Annotated in this window: 18 protein-coding genes; 14 read left to right on the top strand and 4 right to left on the bottom strand. The window is 50.3% G+C overall.

The genetic code is table 11. From position 1 onward, the window contains the following. Window positions 1–27 precede the first annotated feature (27 nt). Genes DXA55_RS05490 through DXA55_RS05480 form a run of 3 tightly spaced genes read right to left on the bottom strand, consistent with a single transcriptional unit; the run spans window position 28 to window position 2,524 of the window. The gene (locus DXA55_RS05490; RefSeq protein WP_117813277.1) at window positions 28–1,095 is read right to left on the bottom strand and encodes an ethanolamine utilization protein EutH; all 1,068 of its coding nucleotides are present in this window, start codon (window positions 1,093–1,095) and stop codon (window positions 28–30) included. A gap of 34 nt (window positions 1,096–1,129) precedes the next feature. Next, window positions 1,130–1,636: a DUF5721 family protein gene (locus tag DXA55_RS05485; protein WP_055221274.1), complete on the bottom strand. Its 507-nt coding sequence runs from the start codon at window positions 1,634–1,636 to the stop codon at window positions 1,130–1,132. Window positions 1,637–1,642: 6 nt separating this feature from the next. Beyond that, complete coding sequence (locus DXA55_RS05480; RefSeq protein WP_022461993.1) at window positions 1,643–2,524, bottom strand: magnesium transporter CorA family protein; 882 nt, start codon at window positions 2,522–2,524, stop codon at window positions 1,643–1,645. Between the two features lie 326 nt (window positions 2,525–2,850). On the opposite strand from DXA55_RS05480, the gene DXA55_RS05475 reads away from it, so the two are divergent. Both DXA55_RS05475 and DXA55_RS05470 read left to right on the top strand, forming a co-directional pair. Then, window positions 2,851–3,690 (top strand): DegV family protein, encoded by an 840-nt coding sequence (locus DXA55_RS05475; RefSeq protein ID WP_117813309.1) that lies wholly within the window; start codon window positions 2,851–2,853, stop codon window positions 3,688–3,690. A gap of 97 nt (window positions 3,691–3,787) precedes the next feature. After that, window positions 3,788–4,159: a hypothetical protein gene (locus tag DXA55_RS05470; RefSeq protein WP_022461995.1), complete on the top strand. Its 372-nt coding sequence runs from the start codon at window positions 3,788–3,790 to the stop codon at window positions 4,157–4,159. A 231-nt stretch (window positions 4,160–4,390) separates the two neighbouring features. On the opposite strand, the gene DXA55_RS05465 is transcribed toward DXA55_RS05470, so the two are convergent. Further along, a complete protein-coding gene (locus tag DXA55_RS05465) occupies window positions 4,391–4,591 on the bottom strand; it encodes a cold-shock protein (protein WP_022461996.1) in 201 nt (66 codons plus the stop codon). A 314-nt stretch (window positions 4,592–4,905) separates the two neighbouring features. Between DXA55_RS05465 and DXA55_RS05460 the strand changes: the two genes are divergently transcribed. The 12 genes from DXA55_RS05460 (at window position 4,906) to DXA55_RS05410 (ending at window position 16,471) form a co-directional block, all read left to right on the top strand. Then, complete coding sequence (locus tag DXA55_RS05460) at window positions 4,906–6,186, top strand: dihydroorotase (RefSeq protein WP_117813275.1); 1,281 nt, start codon at window positions 4,906–4,908, stop codon at window positions 6,184–6,186. A 37-nt stretch (window positions 6,187–6,223) separates the two neighbouring features. Then, window positions 6,224–7,153 carry an orotidine-5'-phosphate decarboxylase gene (gene pyrF, locus DXA55_RS05455; protein WP_022461998.1) on the top strand — a complete coding sequence of 310 codons (930 nt, stop codon included), beginning with the start codon at window positions 6,224–6,226 and terminating at the stop codon, window positions 7,151–7,153. Between the two features lie 107 nt (window positions 7,154–7,260). After that, entirely contained in the window at window positions 7,261–8,031 is a 771-nt protein-coding gene (locus DXA55_RS05450) for a dihydroorotate dehydrogenase electron transfer subunit (RefSeq protein WP_022461999.1), read from the top strand. A 24-nt stretch (window positions 8,032–8,055) separates the two neighbouring features. Further along, the gene (locus DXA55_RS05445) at window positions 8,056–8,958 is read left to right on the top strand and encodes a dihydroorotate dehydrogenase (protein ID WP_022462000.1); all 903 of its coding nucleotides are present in this window, start codon (window positions 8,056–8,058) and stop codon (window positions 8,956–8,958) included. A gap of 295 nt (window positions 8,959–9,253) precedes the next feature. After that, a complete protein-coding gene (locus tag DXA55_RS05440; protein ID WP_117813273.1) occupies window positions 9,254–10,150 on the top strand; it encodes a C40 family peptidase in 897 nt (298 codons plus the stop codon). A gap of 367 nt (window positions 10,151–10,517) precedes the next feature. Continuing rightward, a complete protein-coding gene (locus DXA55_RS05435) occupies window positions 10,518–11,735 on the top strand; it encodes an iron-containing alcohol dehydrogenase (RefSeq protein WP_055227104.1) in 1,218 nt (405 codons plus the stop codon). Window positions 11,736–11,952: 217 nt separating this feature from the next. Then, window positions 11,953–12,630, top strand: a complete 678-nt coding sequence (gene pyrE, locus DXA55_RS05430; RefSeq protein WP_117802627.1) for an orotate phosphoribosyltransferase — start codon at window positions 11,953–11,955, stop codon at window positions 12,628–12,630. A 33-nt stretch (window positions 12,631–12,663) separates the two neighbouring features. After that, window positions 12,664–12,816: a hypothetical protein gene (locus DXA55_RS17255; RefSeq protein ID WP_055221261.1), complete on the top strand. Its 153-nt coding sequence runs from the start codon at window positions 12,664–12,666 to the stop codon at window positions 12,814–12,816. A 114-nt stretch (window positions 12,817–12,930) separates the two neighbouring features. Further along, window positions 12,931–13,407: a VanZ family protein gene (locus tag DXA55_RS05425; protein ID WP_055221318.1), complete on the top strand. Its 477-nt coding sequence runs from the start codon at window positions 12,931–12,933 to the stop codon at window positions 13,405–13,407. Then, window positions 13,388–13,705: a hypothetical protein gene (locus DXA55_RS05420; RefSeq protein WP_022462010.1), complete on the top strand. Its 318-nt coding sequence runs from the start codon at window positions 13,388–13,390 to the stop codon at window positions 13,703–13,705. Before DXA55_RS05425 ends, DXA55_RS05420 begins: the two co-directional genes overlap by 20 nt. Window positions 13,706–13,770: 65 nt before the next feature. Further along, window positions 13,771–14,382, top strand: coding sequence for an HD domain-containing protein (locus DXA55_RS05415; protein WP_117813271.1), 612 nt, complete (start codon window positions 13,771–13,773; stop codon window positions 14,380–14,382). A gap of 67 nt (window positions 14,383–14,449) precedes the next feature. Then, window positions 14,450–16,471, top strand: a complete 2,022-nt coding sequence (locus DXA55_RS05410; protein ID WP_117813269.1) for an aminopeptidase — start codon at window positions 14,450–14,452, stop codon at window positions 16,469–16,471. The last annotated feature ends 43 nt before the right edge of the window (window positions 16,472–16,514 follow it).

Raw genomic sequence — 16,514 nt, 5'->3', positions numbered from 1 at the left:
TGCGTTTCTATGCATGCTCTCAAACAATTAAGCAGAGTTCTTCGTGAAAAACAGCGCGGCACAGACGGCGGCGATGCCTCCAGCGAGCTTTGCAACGAGAAGCGGCACGACAAAATCAGGATCGGTGCCGAACGTAAATCCCATATGTGCGGCGATGGTCGATGCGGCGGAGACGAGGAAAGTTGCGTTTACAATCTTTCCGCGCTCGTCCATTTTTTCCATCATTGTGATCGCCGGAACAGGGCTGACAATGCCCATCAGAAGGCCGGCGGCACTGCTGTCGTTCATGCCGGTTTTTCTTCCAATAAAAGAGAGCGGCTTTTTGAGCACCCGCTGTAAAAGCTCCGCCGTCGGAAGGCTGCCGAGCAGTACAATGCCGATGGACGAGACGACCGCCATCGCGTCCTCCAGCGGCGCAAGGTCCGGGAGCAGCGAAAAGCCGGTCATATAGCAGAACGCGCCCGCGATGAGGCCGATCGTCGTCAGAAGCCGGATCACATCTGCAAATACCGTGAACGCGCGCACGGTCTGCTCCGGAAAACGCCAGATGCCGAACATCAGCAGAAAGCAGAAGAGGAGCACCGGGAGCGACTGAAGTACGATCTGCAGAAAAGAGAGTCCTGAGAGCAGTCCGCCGACGATCATCGTGACGGGAAGCGTGCCCGTGCCGATCAGCATGCCGCGGGAGAAAAAGAGGCGGTCGCCGCTTTTCAGCATTCCCATGCCGACCGGAATCGTAAAGGTGATGGTACAGCCAAGCGTCGCCGCAATCACAAGTCCTGCGTAGCGCACCATCTCCTGCGATGCCGAAAGCTCTCCGGCGAGCTGGTAGCCGCCCATGTCAATGGCGAGAATGCCGGCGAGAAGTCCCGCATCCAGCCCAAAAAAGTTCCAGATGGGAACGAGGGCGAAACGGAGAAAGCGGGAGAGCAGCGGGGTGAGGCAGATGATGCCCGACATGGAAAGTGCCGTCGGTCCAAGCAGCGTAAAGCCCTCCTCAAACCGTTTTCCAAGTCCGAAGCGATTGCCAGCGATCCGGTCGACACCGCCGAGTACCGCGCCGACGGCCATGATCCACATAATAATCTGATTCATAAAAAGAGAACCTTTCTAAATAAGTATTTTGTCTTTATATCTGTTCTTCAAATGCAATTTCATTTTTCAGCAGAAACTGGCGGACTTCCTCATCGAAGACGCGGTCGAGCGACTTGTCCATCGTAAAGATTTTGAGGGAAGTTCCGGTGGTAAGTAAGAGTTTTCCGTCCTTATACTGAAAATTCAGAAAGCATCCAAACACGTTCTCTATTTCCAGCGGCAGCGCATGGTCCGCGATCATTTTTTCGCACGCCGCCTGCGGAAGCTGAAACACAAATTTGAACTGCAGGGGTGTCCGTTTTCCTTTGATGACGGAATAGCAGAACGATTTCACATCTTTCCAGAGAAGCCGCGTCCGCCCTTTTTCTTTTAAGAGCTGCGCGTCATCGGGATCGAAAAAGTCCGTGTGAAGACTGCCGTCGATGGAGAACGTCGTAAACGTTGTGATCGACGCCTCGGAGACGGGAAAGCGGTCAAATGTCTCGAGACGGAGCAGAGTGTTCATAAAATTCTTTAACTGTGTAATCTGCAGGATAATCATCCGTAGTTAAAACCAGCCTTTCTTTTTAAAATACCAAATTTCAACAGCAACAATGAGAATACAGACGCCGATCAGGATGAAGTACGCATACGGGGCAGAAAGCTCAGGCATATGCGTAAAATTCATGCCGTACCAGCCGGCGATCAGGGAAAGCGGGAAAAAGATCGTCGAGACGACCGTCAGAATCCGCATCGTATCGTTCTGACGCAGGTCGATCTGCGCCTGCTGCATCTCGCGGATCTGCAGGGCGTACTCCCGCAGCATCTGGGTGTGGTCGTACAAACGGTCCACGCGGTTTCCAAGGCGCGAAAACTGACGGGCGCATTCCGGGGGAAGAAAGTGATTTTCGTCCTCGGAGAGTATTTCGCACATGTCGAGAAGCTGCTGGTAATAGGCATGGAACACGAGCAGCTCCCGACGGATCGTGATCAGGGTCCGCTGCAGCTCTTTTGGCAGAGTGTCGAGAAGAGACTCCTCGATTGTCGCGAGGCGCTTCTCAAAATTCTGCAGATAGAGCATATCCTCCTGGATCAGCGATTCCAGAAACGAGAAAAACAGGTGGAAGACATCGGAAGTATCGAGCGGTTCTTCCGGGAAGAGGAGGCTCTGCAAAGCCGGAAGTGTCTGTTCGTCGGCTGCCAGAATAAGCTGCCCCCGGTCGAGATAAAACGCAAGCGAGAATGCAAGGTGAAGCGGATGCGTCTTGTCCGGGACGGCAAGCGATCCGACCAGGCAGTCAGGCAGCAGCTCTGCGCGGCAGTATTCGATGCGCTCCGGCTGCAGACTGCGCCGGAAAAGAGAAAATCCGGGCAGCGCCGCGCAGGCTTTGGAAGCTTCCGAAAACGAAAGCAGGGAAAGCCGGACCGAATCCGAAAAAGTCCATTCCATACGTACCACCTCCTGAAAATAAGCAATGGAAAAATATCCATAAACAAAAAAGCCGTATGACCGTAGTATACCGCAAAAAGGGGAGTGCGACAAGAAAAGGAAAAAACTTTTAACGGAAAAACTTTTATTGGGAAAAAACTTTTTGCAATGGAGCACTAAGTGTGTTATGATAAAATGTAGTTATCAAAACTACATGACAAAATATCAAAAAATTCACTGTGTCGAATTCGTCCCTAGTTCAGGAAGGTTTGAAAAAGAGCGGTGATTGGAAATACGAAACGTCCGCAGTGAGAAAAAGCGGAATCAAGTTTGGAGGGACAAAATATATGAGTTTTCACATTGTTGCAGACAGCTGCTGTGAACTGACAGCAGATATGAAAAAAAGAGGAAATATTGAAATTGCACCGCTGACCCTGGAAGTCGGCGGAGAATCCATTCTGGATGACGAGACATTCGACCAGAAATATTTTTTAAAGAGAGTAGCGGAATGCCCGGAGTGCCCGAAATCCGCATGCCCGTCTCCGGAGTATTTCCGCACGGCATTTCTGAACGGGGCAAAGCACTGCTATGCGGTAACGCTTTCCGCACAGCTCAGCGGATCTTATAACAGTGCAGTGCTTGGAGCCAACCTGGCACAGGAAGAAGATGAGGACCTGAAAATTCATGTGTTTAATTCCAGAAGTGCATCCATCGGTGAGACACTGATTGTGAAAAAAATCGTGGAGTGTGAAGAAGCCGGTATGAGCTTTGAACGTGTAGTTGAGACAGTAGAACTCTACATCAGCACACAGCATACCTATTTTGTGCTGGAAAATCTCGAAACGTTGCGGAAAAACGGCCGCCTTTCCAAAACAAAAGCACTTGTTGCATCCGCGCTTAAGATCAAACCGGTTATGGGAGCCACATCGGAGGGCGATATCGTACAGCTCGATCAGGCGCGCGGCATCAACAAAGCACTGATGAAAATGGTCGATGCCATTGTAAATGACGCACAGCATGTAGAAAACAAAACGCTTGCCATCTCTCATTGCAACTGCCCGGAGCGCGCCGAGATGGTAAAAGAAGCCCTTCTGGAGCGCCTTGCGGTACAGGATGTCTTCGTACTCGATACCCAGGGCGTCAGCAGTATGTATGCAAATGACGGCGGAATTATCATTGCATTATAACTTTTCTCTTCCCTTTTTGTTGAAAATGTAGTATAATTTTCAACATGTTTGAAAGTGCCGCCGAGCACTTTTTAGAAATCAAAGGAGAAGTAGAACCATGAGTCAGGAAAAAGTTGACCGCTATAAAAAGGAAAAAGCGAACCGTGAGAAAATCATGAGACGTGAAAGATGGATCACGAGACTGGAAGTTACCGCTTTCGTCGTTGTTCTGGCTACCCTGATCGGCTGGTTCTCCGTTGCTGTTTACCAGAACTCGGTAGCAGAGAAAAAGGCGAACCGCACGAAAGAAACCACAACGATGAACGTGACGGATATTCAGAATTATCTGAGCGAGACTAACACATCCAGCGACAGCAGTGCAGATGACACCAGCGACAGCTCTGATGCTTCCGATACATCTTCGGACAGCACAGCAGATACGGCAAGTGACAGCACAGCAGATTCCATCAGCGAAAGTACAGCGGAATAAGCAGAATTGTTAAAGAAAGTAAAAGCGCTTACCACAGACGGGAAAATCCCGGAGTGATAAGCGCTTTTGTTATAGAGATTTAGAAAAAAACTATGAGAAACACGCTCCGCGAGTTTCTCAAGTTATCGCGGCAGTCGCCAAGGTCTCGTGCGGGCATGGACTTTGGCTCGTTGCCCGCGTAAATTAAAAAACCGGAGGACATACATCCCCCGGCCTTTCGCTTATGGTTAATTAGCATTTAACAACGTTGGAAGCCTGCATTCCGCGAGCACCCTCGGTAAGATCGTAAGTAACCGCCTGACCTTCGTCAAGAGTTTTGAATCCTTCACCCTGGATAGCGGAGAAATGTACGAATACATCGTTTCCGTCTTCGCCTGTGATGAAGCCATAGCCCTTCTCTGCGTTAAACCATTTCACTGTTCCCTTGTTCATTGTGAGTTACCTCCATAAAATTAAAAAATAAGCATGATGTGGGAATGCATATGTTCCCCCATAAGCGAGTGAACTTTTGGTAAAAAAATTCACTAGCTATTACAGATTATATTGAAGGTGAATGCTAATATAATCTCTAATAGCTAGTGACCACGTATTACATCTCAACATCTTCTCGATTGAGACTATTATAATCTTGCAAATCAAAAAAGTCAAGAAAAAACTCTTTATTTCAGGAAAGATTTCGTGTATTATAAAAAGGAATAAATGGTCGGACGACGGCCAGAAGAAAAGAAAGGATCAGAGAACGTAAGATGAGTATCTTAATCAAAAATGGACAGGTCATCGACCCGGCCACCCAAAAAGACGAAATCAGTGATGTTCTGATCGAAAACGGCGTTATTACACGGGTTGAAAAAGGAATCCGCGTAAAAGATGCGCAGGTAATAGATGCAAAAGGCTGCTATGTAATGCCTGGCATCATCGATATGCATGTACATCTCCGCGACCCGGGGCAGACATATAAAGAAGATATTGAAAGCGGTTCGAAAGCAGCAGCAAAAGGAGGCGTGACAACGCTGGTAGCGATGCCGAATACAAAACCGGTCATCGACAGCCCGGACCGCGTCAACTATGTAACGATCAAAGCAGACCGTTTTTCTCCGATTAATGTACTGCAGGCAGGCGCCATCACAGTAGGACAGAAGGGTGAAGAGCTCGCCGATATCGAGGGCATGGTAAAAGCCGGCATCCCGGCGATCAGCGAGGACGGAAAATCCGTTATGAACGCGCTGCTCTACAAAGAGGCCATGGAGATTGCCGCAGAGAAAAACATTCCGGTGCTGGCTCACTGCGAGGACAAGAACCTCGTAAACGGCGGCTGCATGAATGAGGATGCAAACTCGAGAGAGTGGCATCTGCCGGGCATCACAAACTCCGTAGAGAACACGATTGTTGCAAGAGATATCGTACTTGCCGCAGAGACAGGTGCACACCTGCATCTGTGCCACTGCTCGACCAAAGAGAGCGTGGATATGGTGCGTGAGGCGAGAAAGGCCGGCGTTTCGATTTCCGCCGAGGTCTGCCCGCATCACTTTACCCTCTGCAGCGACGACATCGTAAAGGGCGACACCAACTACAAGATGAATCCGCCGCTCCGTACGAAAGAGGATCTCGAGGCACTGCGCCAGGGTCTGAAAGACGATGTCTTCGATGTCATCAGCACCGATCATGCACCGCATGCGCTGACCGAGAAACAGGAGTCCTTCAAGAAAGCTCCGTTCGGCATCGTCGGACTGGAGACGAGCGTGGCTCTTACCATCACCGAACTTGTGGATACCGAGATCATCACCCCGATGCAGATGGCGGAGAAGATGAGCTACAATCCGGCAAAAATCCTGCACCTGGACAAGAAAGGTTCTCTTGCACCTGGCATGGACGCCGATGTGGTTGTCATCGATCCGGAAGCAGAGTATTTGATCGATCCGAAGGAGTTTGTTTCCAAGGGCAAAAACACTCCGTTCGGCGGCAAGAAAGTCAAAGGAAAAGTTATGGCTACCGTATGCGGCGGCAAGATTGTATACGAAGCTGAGTAATTTCTATAAGAAAAGAAAGAAGAGGGAGAGTAAGCAGATGATTAACAAACTGATTGCAAACATTAAAAAAACAAATGCACCGATCGTCGTAGGTCTGGACCCGATGCTGAACTATGTGCCGGAGCACGTACAGAAAAAGGCATTTGCCGAGTACGGAGAGACACTCGAAGGAGCTGCAGAGGCCGTTTGGCAGTTCAATAAAGCGATTGTCGACGCAACATACGATCTGATTCCGGCTGTAAAACCGCAGGTTGCCATGTATGAGCAGTTCGGCGTTCCGGGAATGGCAGCGTATGAGAAGACCGTTTCCTACTGCCAGGAAAAGGGTCTCGTTGTCATCGGCGATATCAAACGAGGCGATATCGGTTCTACTTCTGAGGCGTATGCAGTCGGCCACCTCGGCCACGTGCAGGTGGGAAGCAAATCCTACGCCGGATTCCATGAGGATTTTGCAACTGTCAATCCGTATCTTGGATCTGACGGCGTAAAACCGTTCATCAAGGTCTGCAAAGAGGAGAAAAAAGGTATCTTTGTTCTGGTAAAAACCTCGAACCCGTCCAGCGGCGAGTTCCAGGACCGCATCATCGACGGACGTCCGCTGTATGAGTGGGTCGGCGAGCAGGTTGCCGCGTGGGGCGAGGAGCACATGGGCGATGATTACAGTTATGTGGGAGCTGTTGTCGGCGCTACGTACCCGGAGATGGGCAAGGTGCTGCGTAAGGTAATGCCGAAATCCTACATCCTGGTACCGGGCTACGGTGCACAGGGTGGAAAGGGAAAAGACCTCGTTCACTTCTTCAATGAGGACGGACTGGGTGCAATCGTAAACTCTTCGAGAGGTATTATCGCTGCTTACAAACAGGAAAAATATGCCGAGTTTGGCACTGAGAACTTTGCGGATGCTTCGAGAGCAGCTGTAAAGGATATGGTTGAGGATATCAGCGGGGCGCTTGCTGCTGCAAAATAAGAATACAGGGTGAAAAGCTCAGAAGGTCTGCCGGGTAGATGTTATGTCTGCCGGAGGATATTTTGGGCTTTTCGCCGATTCAAGAAAATAAAAGGAGTGTTCAGCTTATGAAAATCAAGGAATGCTGTACTGTGGAAAGTCAGGAGTGCATTGCAAAAGGAATTTACAGTATGTGGATTTCCACGAAAGTGATTGCGAAAGAGGCGAAGGCCGGCCAGTTTATTTCTCTGTTTTCGAAAGATGGCAGCCGTCTTCTGCCGCGTCCGATTTCTCTTTGTGAGATCGACCGAGAGGGAGGAAGACTTCGGATTGTCTACCGTGTGGCAGGTGCAGGAACGGAGGAGTTTTCGCATCTGAAAGCGGGGGATGAGGTTGATATTTTAGGGCCGCTTGGAAATGGATTCCCGATCGAGGAAGGTAAGGGAAAACGTGTGATGCTGATGGGCGGCGGTATCGGTGTTCCGCCGATGCTGCAGACGGCGAAGGATCTTGGAACGGACACGATCATCTGTTGTGGTTACCGCGATGAGTTGTTCTTAAATGAGGAGTTTGCTGCGGCAGGCGATCTTCATATTGCAACGGAGGACGGAAGTGCCGGTGTGAAGGGCAATGTGATGGATGCGGTGCGCGAGGATCATCTGGAAGCAGATGTAATTTTTGCCTGCGGTCCGGCTCCGATGCTGCGTGCGATTAAGGCGTACGGTCTGGAAAAGGGAATTCCATGCTGGATTTCGATGGAAGAGAAGATGGCGTGCGGCGTTGGCGCATGTCTTGCGTGTGTCTGCCAGTCGACTGAGGTGGATGGTCATTCACATGTGCACAACAAGCGGATCTGCAAGGACGGACCGGTCTTTTTAAGTACGGAAATTGAGCTGTAAGTGACGCGAGGAGGAGAAAAAGCGATGAAGACAAGTGTGAATCTGGCGGGTGTGGAACTGAAGAATCCGGTTATGACGGCATCTGGTACGTTTGGCTCCGGCGCGGAGTACAGTGAGTTTGTGGATTTGAAGGAGCTTGGCGCGGTTGTGACAAAGGGTGTTGCGAATGTGCCGTGGCCGGGGAATCCGACGCCGCGTATTGCGGAGGTTTACGGCGGAATGCTGAATGCGATCGGACTGCAGAATCCTGGTATTGATGTGTTCTGTGAGAGGGATATTCCGTTTTTGAAACAGTTTGACACGAAGATTGTGGTGAATGTGTGTGGACGGACGACGGAGGATTACTGTGAGGTTGTGGAGCGATTGACTTCGGAGCCGGTGGATCTGCTGGAGATTAATATTTCGTGCCCGAATGTGAAGGAGGGCGGTATTGCGTTTGGACAGGATCCGAAAGCGGTGGAGGCGATCACCAGAGAAGTTAAAAAATATGCGAAGCAGCCGATTATTATGAAATTGAGCCCGAATGTGACGGATATTACGGAGATGGCGCGGGCTGCGGAAGCCGGCGGGGCGGATGTGCTGTCGCTGATCAATACGCTTACTGGGATGAAGATTGATATTGAACGGCAGAAGTTTGCGATTGCGAATAAGACTGGCGGTATGTCGGGGCCGGCGGTGAAGCCGATTGCGGTGCGGATGGTGTATCAGGTGGCGCAGGCAGTGAAAGTGCCGATTATTGGTATGGGCGGTATTGCGTCGGCGGAGGATGCGCTGGAGTTTATTCTGGCGGGGGCTACGGCGGTTTCGATTGGGACGGCGAATTTCTTTAATCCGTATGCGACTGTTGAAACGGTTCGCGGTATCGAAGAGTATATGAGAAGGCATAAGGTTGACGATATTAATTCGCTGATCGGGGCGGTGAGATAAGACGGACGGCCTCGAGCGGCTTCGCATCTGCGGTGCGGCGGGCGAGAAAAAGAGGGCGGAACTGTGGCTCAGAATAGGCACGGGGAAACGGGAAGCATCCCATTTTCCTGCACCTGTTCCGGGCTCACAGTTTCTGCCCTCTTTTTCTATGCCCGCCACACGGCAGGCGCAAATTCCAGTGAGGTCTGGTTGTGTGGAGCTGAAACGAAGTAGGTCTGGATCCGCCGGGGGCGGATCGGCGTGAGAGTGTTGTGGTGGGTGCATAGTATATAGAAAATGGAAGGTGGTATGTGAGATGAAGTATGGGATCATTAAAGTGAAGCGGGCGTTTTTGTATGAGAAGAATGTGGTTGATGTGGTGGATGAGGTGTTTTTTGGATGGAGCGTGATGTGGGAAGATGAGAGGGATTGGATTGAGGTTTGGACGCATTATGGGTATCGGGGGTGGATGGAGAGAAATTTGATTGAAGAGAAAAGCCGGGAGTGGATGGAGGAGAGGGAAAAGGCAGGGAATACGTATGTGGTGACACGCGGGTTTGCGGATGTGATGAGGGGAGCGCGGGTGCAGTCGCGGATGTTGGAGACGCTGGGACGGGGGTGTTTTGTGGAGAAAATGGAGGAGACGGAGAATGGGTATTGCAGGGTGAAACTGGCGAATGGGATCAGTGGGTTTGTGCCGGAGGTGGCATTAAGAAAAAGACTGGATTCGGATCGGTTTTTGTGGGGAAAATCGGAAGAGAGGTTTTTTGTGGAGCAGGGGATTCCGGAGGGGTGGTCGGAAGAGAAGTTTCGGAGGAAGGTTGTGGAGTGTGCGAAGGGGTATCTTGGATGCCAGTACCGGTGGGGCGGGAAGGCGGCGGATGGGATTGACTGTTCGGGTGTGGTGTTTATGGTGTATTTGATGAATGGGGTTTTGATTTGGCGGGATGCGGATATCAGGGAAGGGTATCCGATGAAAGCGATCTGGAGAGAAGGGGAGGAGATGTGTCTGGTGGAGGAACGGGCGAAGGCCGGGGATCTGCTGTTCTGGAGGGGGCATGTGGGGATGTATCTGGGGGACGGCAGGTATCTGCACTGTACGGGGCATGAGAGGGTGTTTGGGTGCAGGGTGAATAGTCTGCGGAGAGGGGATGAGGATTTTCGAAAGGATCTGGCGGAGGCGCTGAAAGTGGTTGGGAGTGTTTTTTCGTGAAATGTAAAATTAAATGTGATTGTGTGTGGTGAAATTTGACAGATTTTTCTGGGTGGGAGTATAAAGATAAACTGACGGGGCTTTACAACTGGAATTATCTGGAAACGGAAAGCTGGAGGAAAAGAGCGATGTACCGTGAAAAACAGGCATCGCGGGCGGCATGGGAGTAAATAAGACATATATAATTGACATCAGGAAATATCATTTTTGTATTGGAAATCCCTGAAAAAGTTTGTTATAATAATAACAAAGTCGAAAACAAAAGACAAAAGGCGGTTCAAACAGAGAGCAGGAAAAACAGAAATTCTGCTGATCTGATCTGCCGGAGCTGTCCATCAGAAGCAAAACAAGAAAGGGGTTCTGAACAATGGCAAGATTTACATTACCAAGAGATTTATACCACGGAAAAGGTGCTTTAGAGGCACTGAAAACATTTGAAGGAAAACGTGCAATCGTCTGTGTAGGCGGCGGCTCCATGAAACGTTTCGGTTTCCTGGATCGCGCAGTAGACTACCTGAAAGAAGCCGGCATGGAAGTACAGCTTTTTGAGGGAATCGAGTCTGACCCGTCAGTCGAGACTGTTATGCGCGGAGCAAAAGCGATGGAAGAGTTCCAGCCGGACTGGATCGTAGCAATGGGCGGCGGATCTCCGATCGACGCAGCAAAAGCAATGTGGATCAAATACGAGTATCCAGACATCACCTTCGAAGAAATGTGCAAGGTATTCGGAATGCCGAAACTCCGCAGAAAAGCTCATTTCTGTGCAATTTCTTCTACATCCGGAACAGCAACCGAGGTAACCGCGTTCGCAGTTATCACAGACTATGAAAAAGGTATCAAATACCCGCTGGCAGACTTCGAAATCACGCCGGACGTTGCAATCGTAGATCCGGATCTGGCAGAGACGATGCCGCAAAAGTTAGTTGCTCACACCGGTATGGACGCTATGACCCATGCAATCGAGGCATACGTTTCCACAGCGAACTGTGACTTCACCGATCCGCTGGCACTGTATGCAATCAAGATGATTCAGGCAGACCTGGTAGATTCCTACAACGGAGATATGGCAAAACGTGACAGCATGCACAACGCACAGTGCCTCGCTGGTATGGCATTCTCCAATGCACTTCTTGGTATTGTTCACTCCATGGCACATAAAACAGGCGCAGCATTCGCTGATTATGGCGCTCACCTGATCCACGGCGCAGCAAACGCTATGTACCTGCCGAAGGTTATCGCGTTCAACGCAAAAGACGAGACTGCAGCAAAACGTTATGCAGTGATCGCTGACGAGATGAAACTTGGCGGCGAGACAACGGAAGAGAAAGTAAAACTCCTCATTGACTATCTGCGCGGCATGAACGACAAACTGAACATTCCGCACTGCATCAAGAACTACGGAAAAGACAGCTATCCGACCGAGCAGGGCTTCGTTCCGGAAGACGTATTCCTGGAGAGACTGCACGACATCGCTGTAAATGCCATCGCCGATGCCTGCACCGGATCCAACCCGAGACAGCCATCTGTTGAAGAGATGGAAAAACTGCTGAAATGCTGCTACTATGATACAGAAGTAGATTTCTAAAAAGAAAACATATCAAAATCCCTCCGTTCTCTGGGCGGAGGGATTTTTTGCGTCAGAGAATGAAATTTATTTGTGTGGATTTTATGTTTTTTATGCGAAATCCTGTGTCTGGACTGGAAAAACAGAGGCGTTTATGGTAGTATAGAACAGAATAGAAGTAAAAACGGGCGGCATGCGAGAACCGATGCCTTCCCCTGAAAATATGGAGGAAAATAAAATGGAACAGTATAAGAAAGAGTTCATTGAATTCATGGTCGAGAGCCAGGTATTAAAATTTGGAGAGTTCACCCTGAAAAGCGGAAGAAAATCCCCGTTCTTTATGAATGCAGGCGCTTACGTAACCGGCAGCCAGTTAAAACGTCTCGGCGAGTATTATGCAAAAGCAATCCATGACAATTATGGACTGGATTTCGACGTTCTGTTTGGACCGGCCTACAAAGGAATCCCGCTCAGCGTTGTAACCGCCATTGCGATTCATGATCTCTACGGTGTGGAAGTACGTTACTGCTCCAACCGGAAAGAAGCCAAAGACCACGGTGGAGATGCAGGACTGCTGCTTGGAAGCAAAATTAAAGACGGCGACCGCGTTGTCATCATCGAGGATGTTACCACCTCCGGAAAATCCATCGAGGAGACGTTCCCGATCATCCAGGCACAGGGCAATGTGGAGATCAAAGGTCTGATGGTATCCTTAAACCGTATGGAGCGCGGAAAAGGCGATAAGAGCGCACTCGAGGAAATCCAGGAAACCTATGGCTTCCCGGCAAATGCCATTGTAACCATGGAGGACGTTATCACGTATCTGTACAACCGTCCATGCCAGGGCAAAATTCAGATCGATGACAAGATGAAGGCTGCCATTGATGCATATTATGAGGAGTACGGCGTGAAATAAGATGCGGTACACCGGGAAAGGGAGTTTTGCGCTATGAATGAAAAGATTTATAAAACCATGGGACGTGTCGGCGGCGGAAATATCGCTATGGGCGCCGTACTGGTTGTTGTTGGCGTGGCAACCGGTGTTCTGATGATCGTAAGCGGGGCAGGCCTGCTGAAACGACGCGGGGAAATCATGTTCTAAAAGCGCCTTTCAAAAAGAAAAAATGCCGGGATATTTCGGAAGCGCGTGCGCCGATGAGGTATGCCGGCGTTTCTGATAGCAGAGGGGAGAACAACGCAGAAAGGGGAAACGAAGATGAAGCAGGAGACGAAAGCCAGAATCCGCGTTGTGGGACGGATTTTATTTCTGGTGTATCTTCTTGCGCTCGTTTATTTTCTGTTTTTTGCAGAAGAATACGGGAGAAGAAACTTTTTTGAACTGGATTACCGTTACAATCTGGTGCCGTTTCAGGAAATCAGACGGTTCTGGATTTACCGCGAAAAGGTGGGATTCCTTGCCGCATTTTTAAATCTGGCGGGCAATGTGATCGGTTTTCTGCCGTTCGGCTTTATCGTTCCGGTGATGCACAAAAAAATGGAGAGTTTCTGGAAAGTATCGCTTCTTGGTTTTATGTTCAGCCTCTGCGTGGAGACGATTCAGCTCATCACGAAGGTGGGCTGCTTTGATGTAGATGATCTGATGCTGAATACGCTTGGAGCCATGATCGGCTGCGGCGCATTCCTGATCTGCAATAAATTCAGGAGATGGAAATATGGCGAGGAAGAAGTATAATTACAATTTTGTCCGGAAGCCGTCGGAAGGCGGAAAGGAAGCTCTCTATATGGCAGGTGCTTCGGTCTTTCTGTTTCTGCTGGCTTCGGTCGTATCGTTTGCATTCCGCGGAAACGGAGGCATTTTTCTCGGAGCAGCGGGACTGTTCTCATTCCTTCTGTCGGGATACGGCTTCTATGTGGGAATGAAGAGCTTTAAAGAAGAACAGGTCAGCCACAGAATGTCGGTTCTCGGCTCGATTACGAGCGGCGGCATGCTGGTCGCATGGCTGGCACTGTTTCTGATCGGTGTGAGATAAATGTACTCTCGTAAAATCAAGCACAGAAAGACTCCGGGAGTACATATAAAGAAAAGGGGAAAAAGATGGATCGCGAACGTTTTGAAAAACAGCTGAATTTTATTCTGGAGATTGATAAAGAAAAACAGATCCTGCGCCAGACGCACATCCGCGGCTATTCGCGCCAGGAGGACGACGCGGAGCACGCATGGCACATGGCGGTGATGGCATTTCTGCTGCAGGAATATTCGAGTGAGAAAATCGACATCGGCAGAACGATGCTCATGCTGCTGATTCACGACCTCGTGGAGATTGATGCAGGCGACACGTATGCGTACGACGCGGAGGCAAACAAAACAAAAGACGAGAGAGAACACAAAGCGGCCGAGCGCATCTACGGCCTGCTGCCGGAGGATCAGGGAAGAATGTTGATGGATCTCTGGCTCGAGTTCGAAGCGTATGAGACACCGGAAGCGCGCTTTGCCCATGTGATGGACAATTTTCAGCCGCTGCTTTTAAATCATGAGAACGATGGAAAAGACTGGACCAGCCACAATGTGCGGATTTCCCAGCCGTTAAAACGAAACGAGAAGACGGCGACCGGCTCCGAGGAGATCTGGAGTTATATGGAAGAGATTCTCGAACAGAGTATCCGGGATGGAAAAATTATTGACGACCGGGAAGAAAAACAGGAATAAGTTAAGAAGAATGAGGGGCAGATCTGCCCCTCGTAACAGTTAAAGAGAAACAGAAAGGGATTTTTTTATGACGGATGAATTATTAAACGAGCGGTATGCGCTTGCAATTGAGCGGATCCGCCAGATTCCGGCGGAAAAAAGCGTTCCGCAGCCGTACCGCGATTTTTTTGCACAGATGGCACAGTACCTCTGCAAAATGGACCAGATCCGGAGCAGAATCGCAGAAGGATATCTAAAAACAGCATCCGAGGAAGAGCTGGCTGTTTTTAACCGCGAGCCGTATGAAGATGTGATCGGGGAGCGGTATGAGACCTCCTACGGAAACCCGGCGTTTGCCGTGCGGGCACTTGGTGAAACGCATGGAAGGAGCCTCTGCTGCCTGTACCGGGAGCTGGGAAATGCTGTTGTCTGGGTCTATGAGGACCGCCTGCTGGAGCTGACTGCGGCGATGGAGCTGTATCTCGAGTTGTATGCGATGTTCGAGGAGGAGACGCTGCCGTCCGCGCAGTATGTAAAAGAGAGCATTTACTGGTATGTGAGCGATTACGCCGAGGAGCGCCAGGAATACCAGGTGCGCGAAATCGTCGACCCGTCGCTGCACTTTGTGAAGGATATTGTGATGGAATCTGATCTGACGGATCTGCGGTATCTGTACCAGTACGGCGAATATATCACCGAAAATGAGAAGGGTACAGCCCGCTTTTTAAATACGTTCAGCCAGGAAGAAATCGACGCGATGGCACGCACCTACACAGAAGGCTTCCGCAAGTGCTTTCTCGTGGCGCGAAAAGATCTGTCGAAAAAGAAGACAGTCAGCATCCGCTTCCATATCGGTTTTGAGCGCATGATCCGTGCGGCAATATTACAGTTCCGCGAGATGGGACTCGAGCCGGTGATTTCCCGCGGCGCGCGGAGAACGTGGGTTGCCGGTGCGTCTGCGAATAAGCAGTATGACTACGATCACCGGAACGATGAGGCGCTGTATCTCAACGAGGATCTCGTGAAGAGACGGCTCCGCGCGATGCAGGTGAAATACGACGAGTACAAAGAACTGGCGGACGGCTATGCCGGCCCTGCCGTGGTGGAAACCTTCGGCGAAGTTCCGTTTGAGCCAGTAAATAAAAAACAGGCACTACACTTAAACGAGCGCCAGCAAAAGCTCCGTGTCGGTTTCCAGAACGAGGCGGGCCAGATTGTAAACCGCTATATCAAGGATGACGAGTACGGCTACACGATCATCGCCTACCCGATGCCGGAGATCGATCCTCGCTACGAAAAAATTTTCCGTGAGATCGTAAAGATCAACACGCTCGATTACGAAAAATACCAGCGCATCCAGCAGTACCTGATCGATGCGCTCGACGAGGGTGTTTCCGTGCATGTGCTTGGAAAAGGAGAGAACAGAACGGATCTGCGCGTGATGCTGCATCATCTGAACGATCCTGCGAAAGAGACGAATTTCGAGAACTGTGTTGCCGACTGCAATATTCCGGTCGGAGAGGTCTTTACTTCCCCGAGTCTTACCGGCACGACAGGCGTGCTCCATGTGACGGGAGTCTACCTGAACGAGCTGTATTACCGCGATCTCTGCCTGACGCTGACTGACGGCATGATCACCGCGTATGACTGCGCAAACTTCGAAAAAGAAGAGGACAATCGTACTTATATAGAAGAAAACCTGCTGTATCACCACAGGACGCTGCCGATCGGTGAGTTTGCCATCGGAACGAACACGACGGCGTACGTGATGGCAGAGCAGTACGGCATCGCCGGAAAACTGCCGATCCTGATCGCAGAGAAGATGGGCCCGCATTTTGCGATGGGCGACACCTGCTACGCCTGGGCGGAGGACAGCCCGATGTACAACCCGGACGGAAAAGAAGTAATCGCGCGCGAGAACGAGGTTTCGGCAAAACGGAAAGAAGATCCGTCGAAAGCATACTTCGGATGCCACACGGACATCACGATTCCGTACCGCGAACTGCAGTCGGTTGCGGTCGAAAAAGCAGACGGAACGACGATCCCTCTCATTGAGGACGGACGCTTCGTCCTGCCGGGAACGGAAGAATTAAATGAACCTTTTGGCTGATTATGGGTTGACATTTCTGCGCCTGCTTAGTATATTATAAGCA

The sequence above is a fragment of the Blautia sp. OF03-13 genome (assembly GCF_003460685.1).
GTDB lineage: Bacteria > Bacillota > Clostridia > Lachnospirales > Lachnospiraceae > Fusicatenibacter > Fusicatenibacter saccharivorans.
This window is presented reverse-complemented; position numbering and strand designations above follow the sequence as displayed.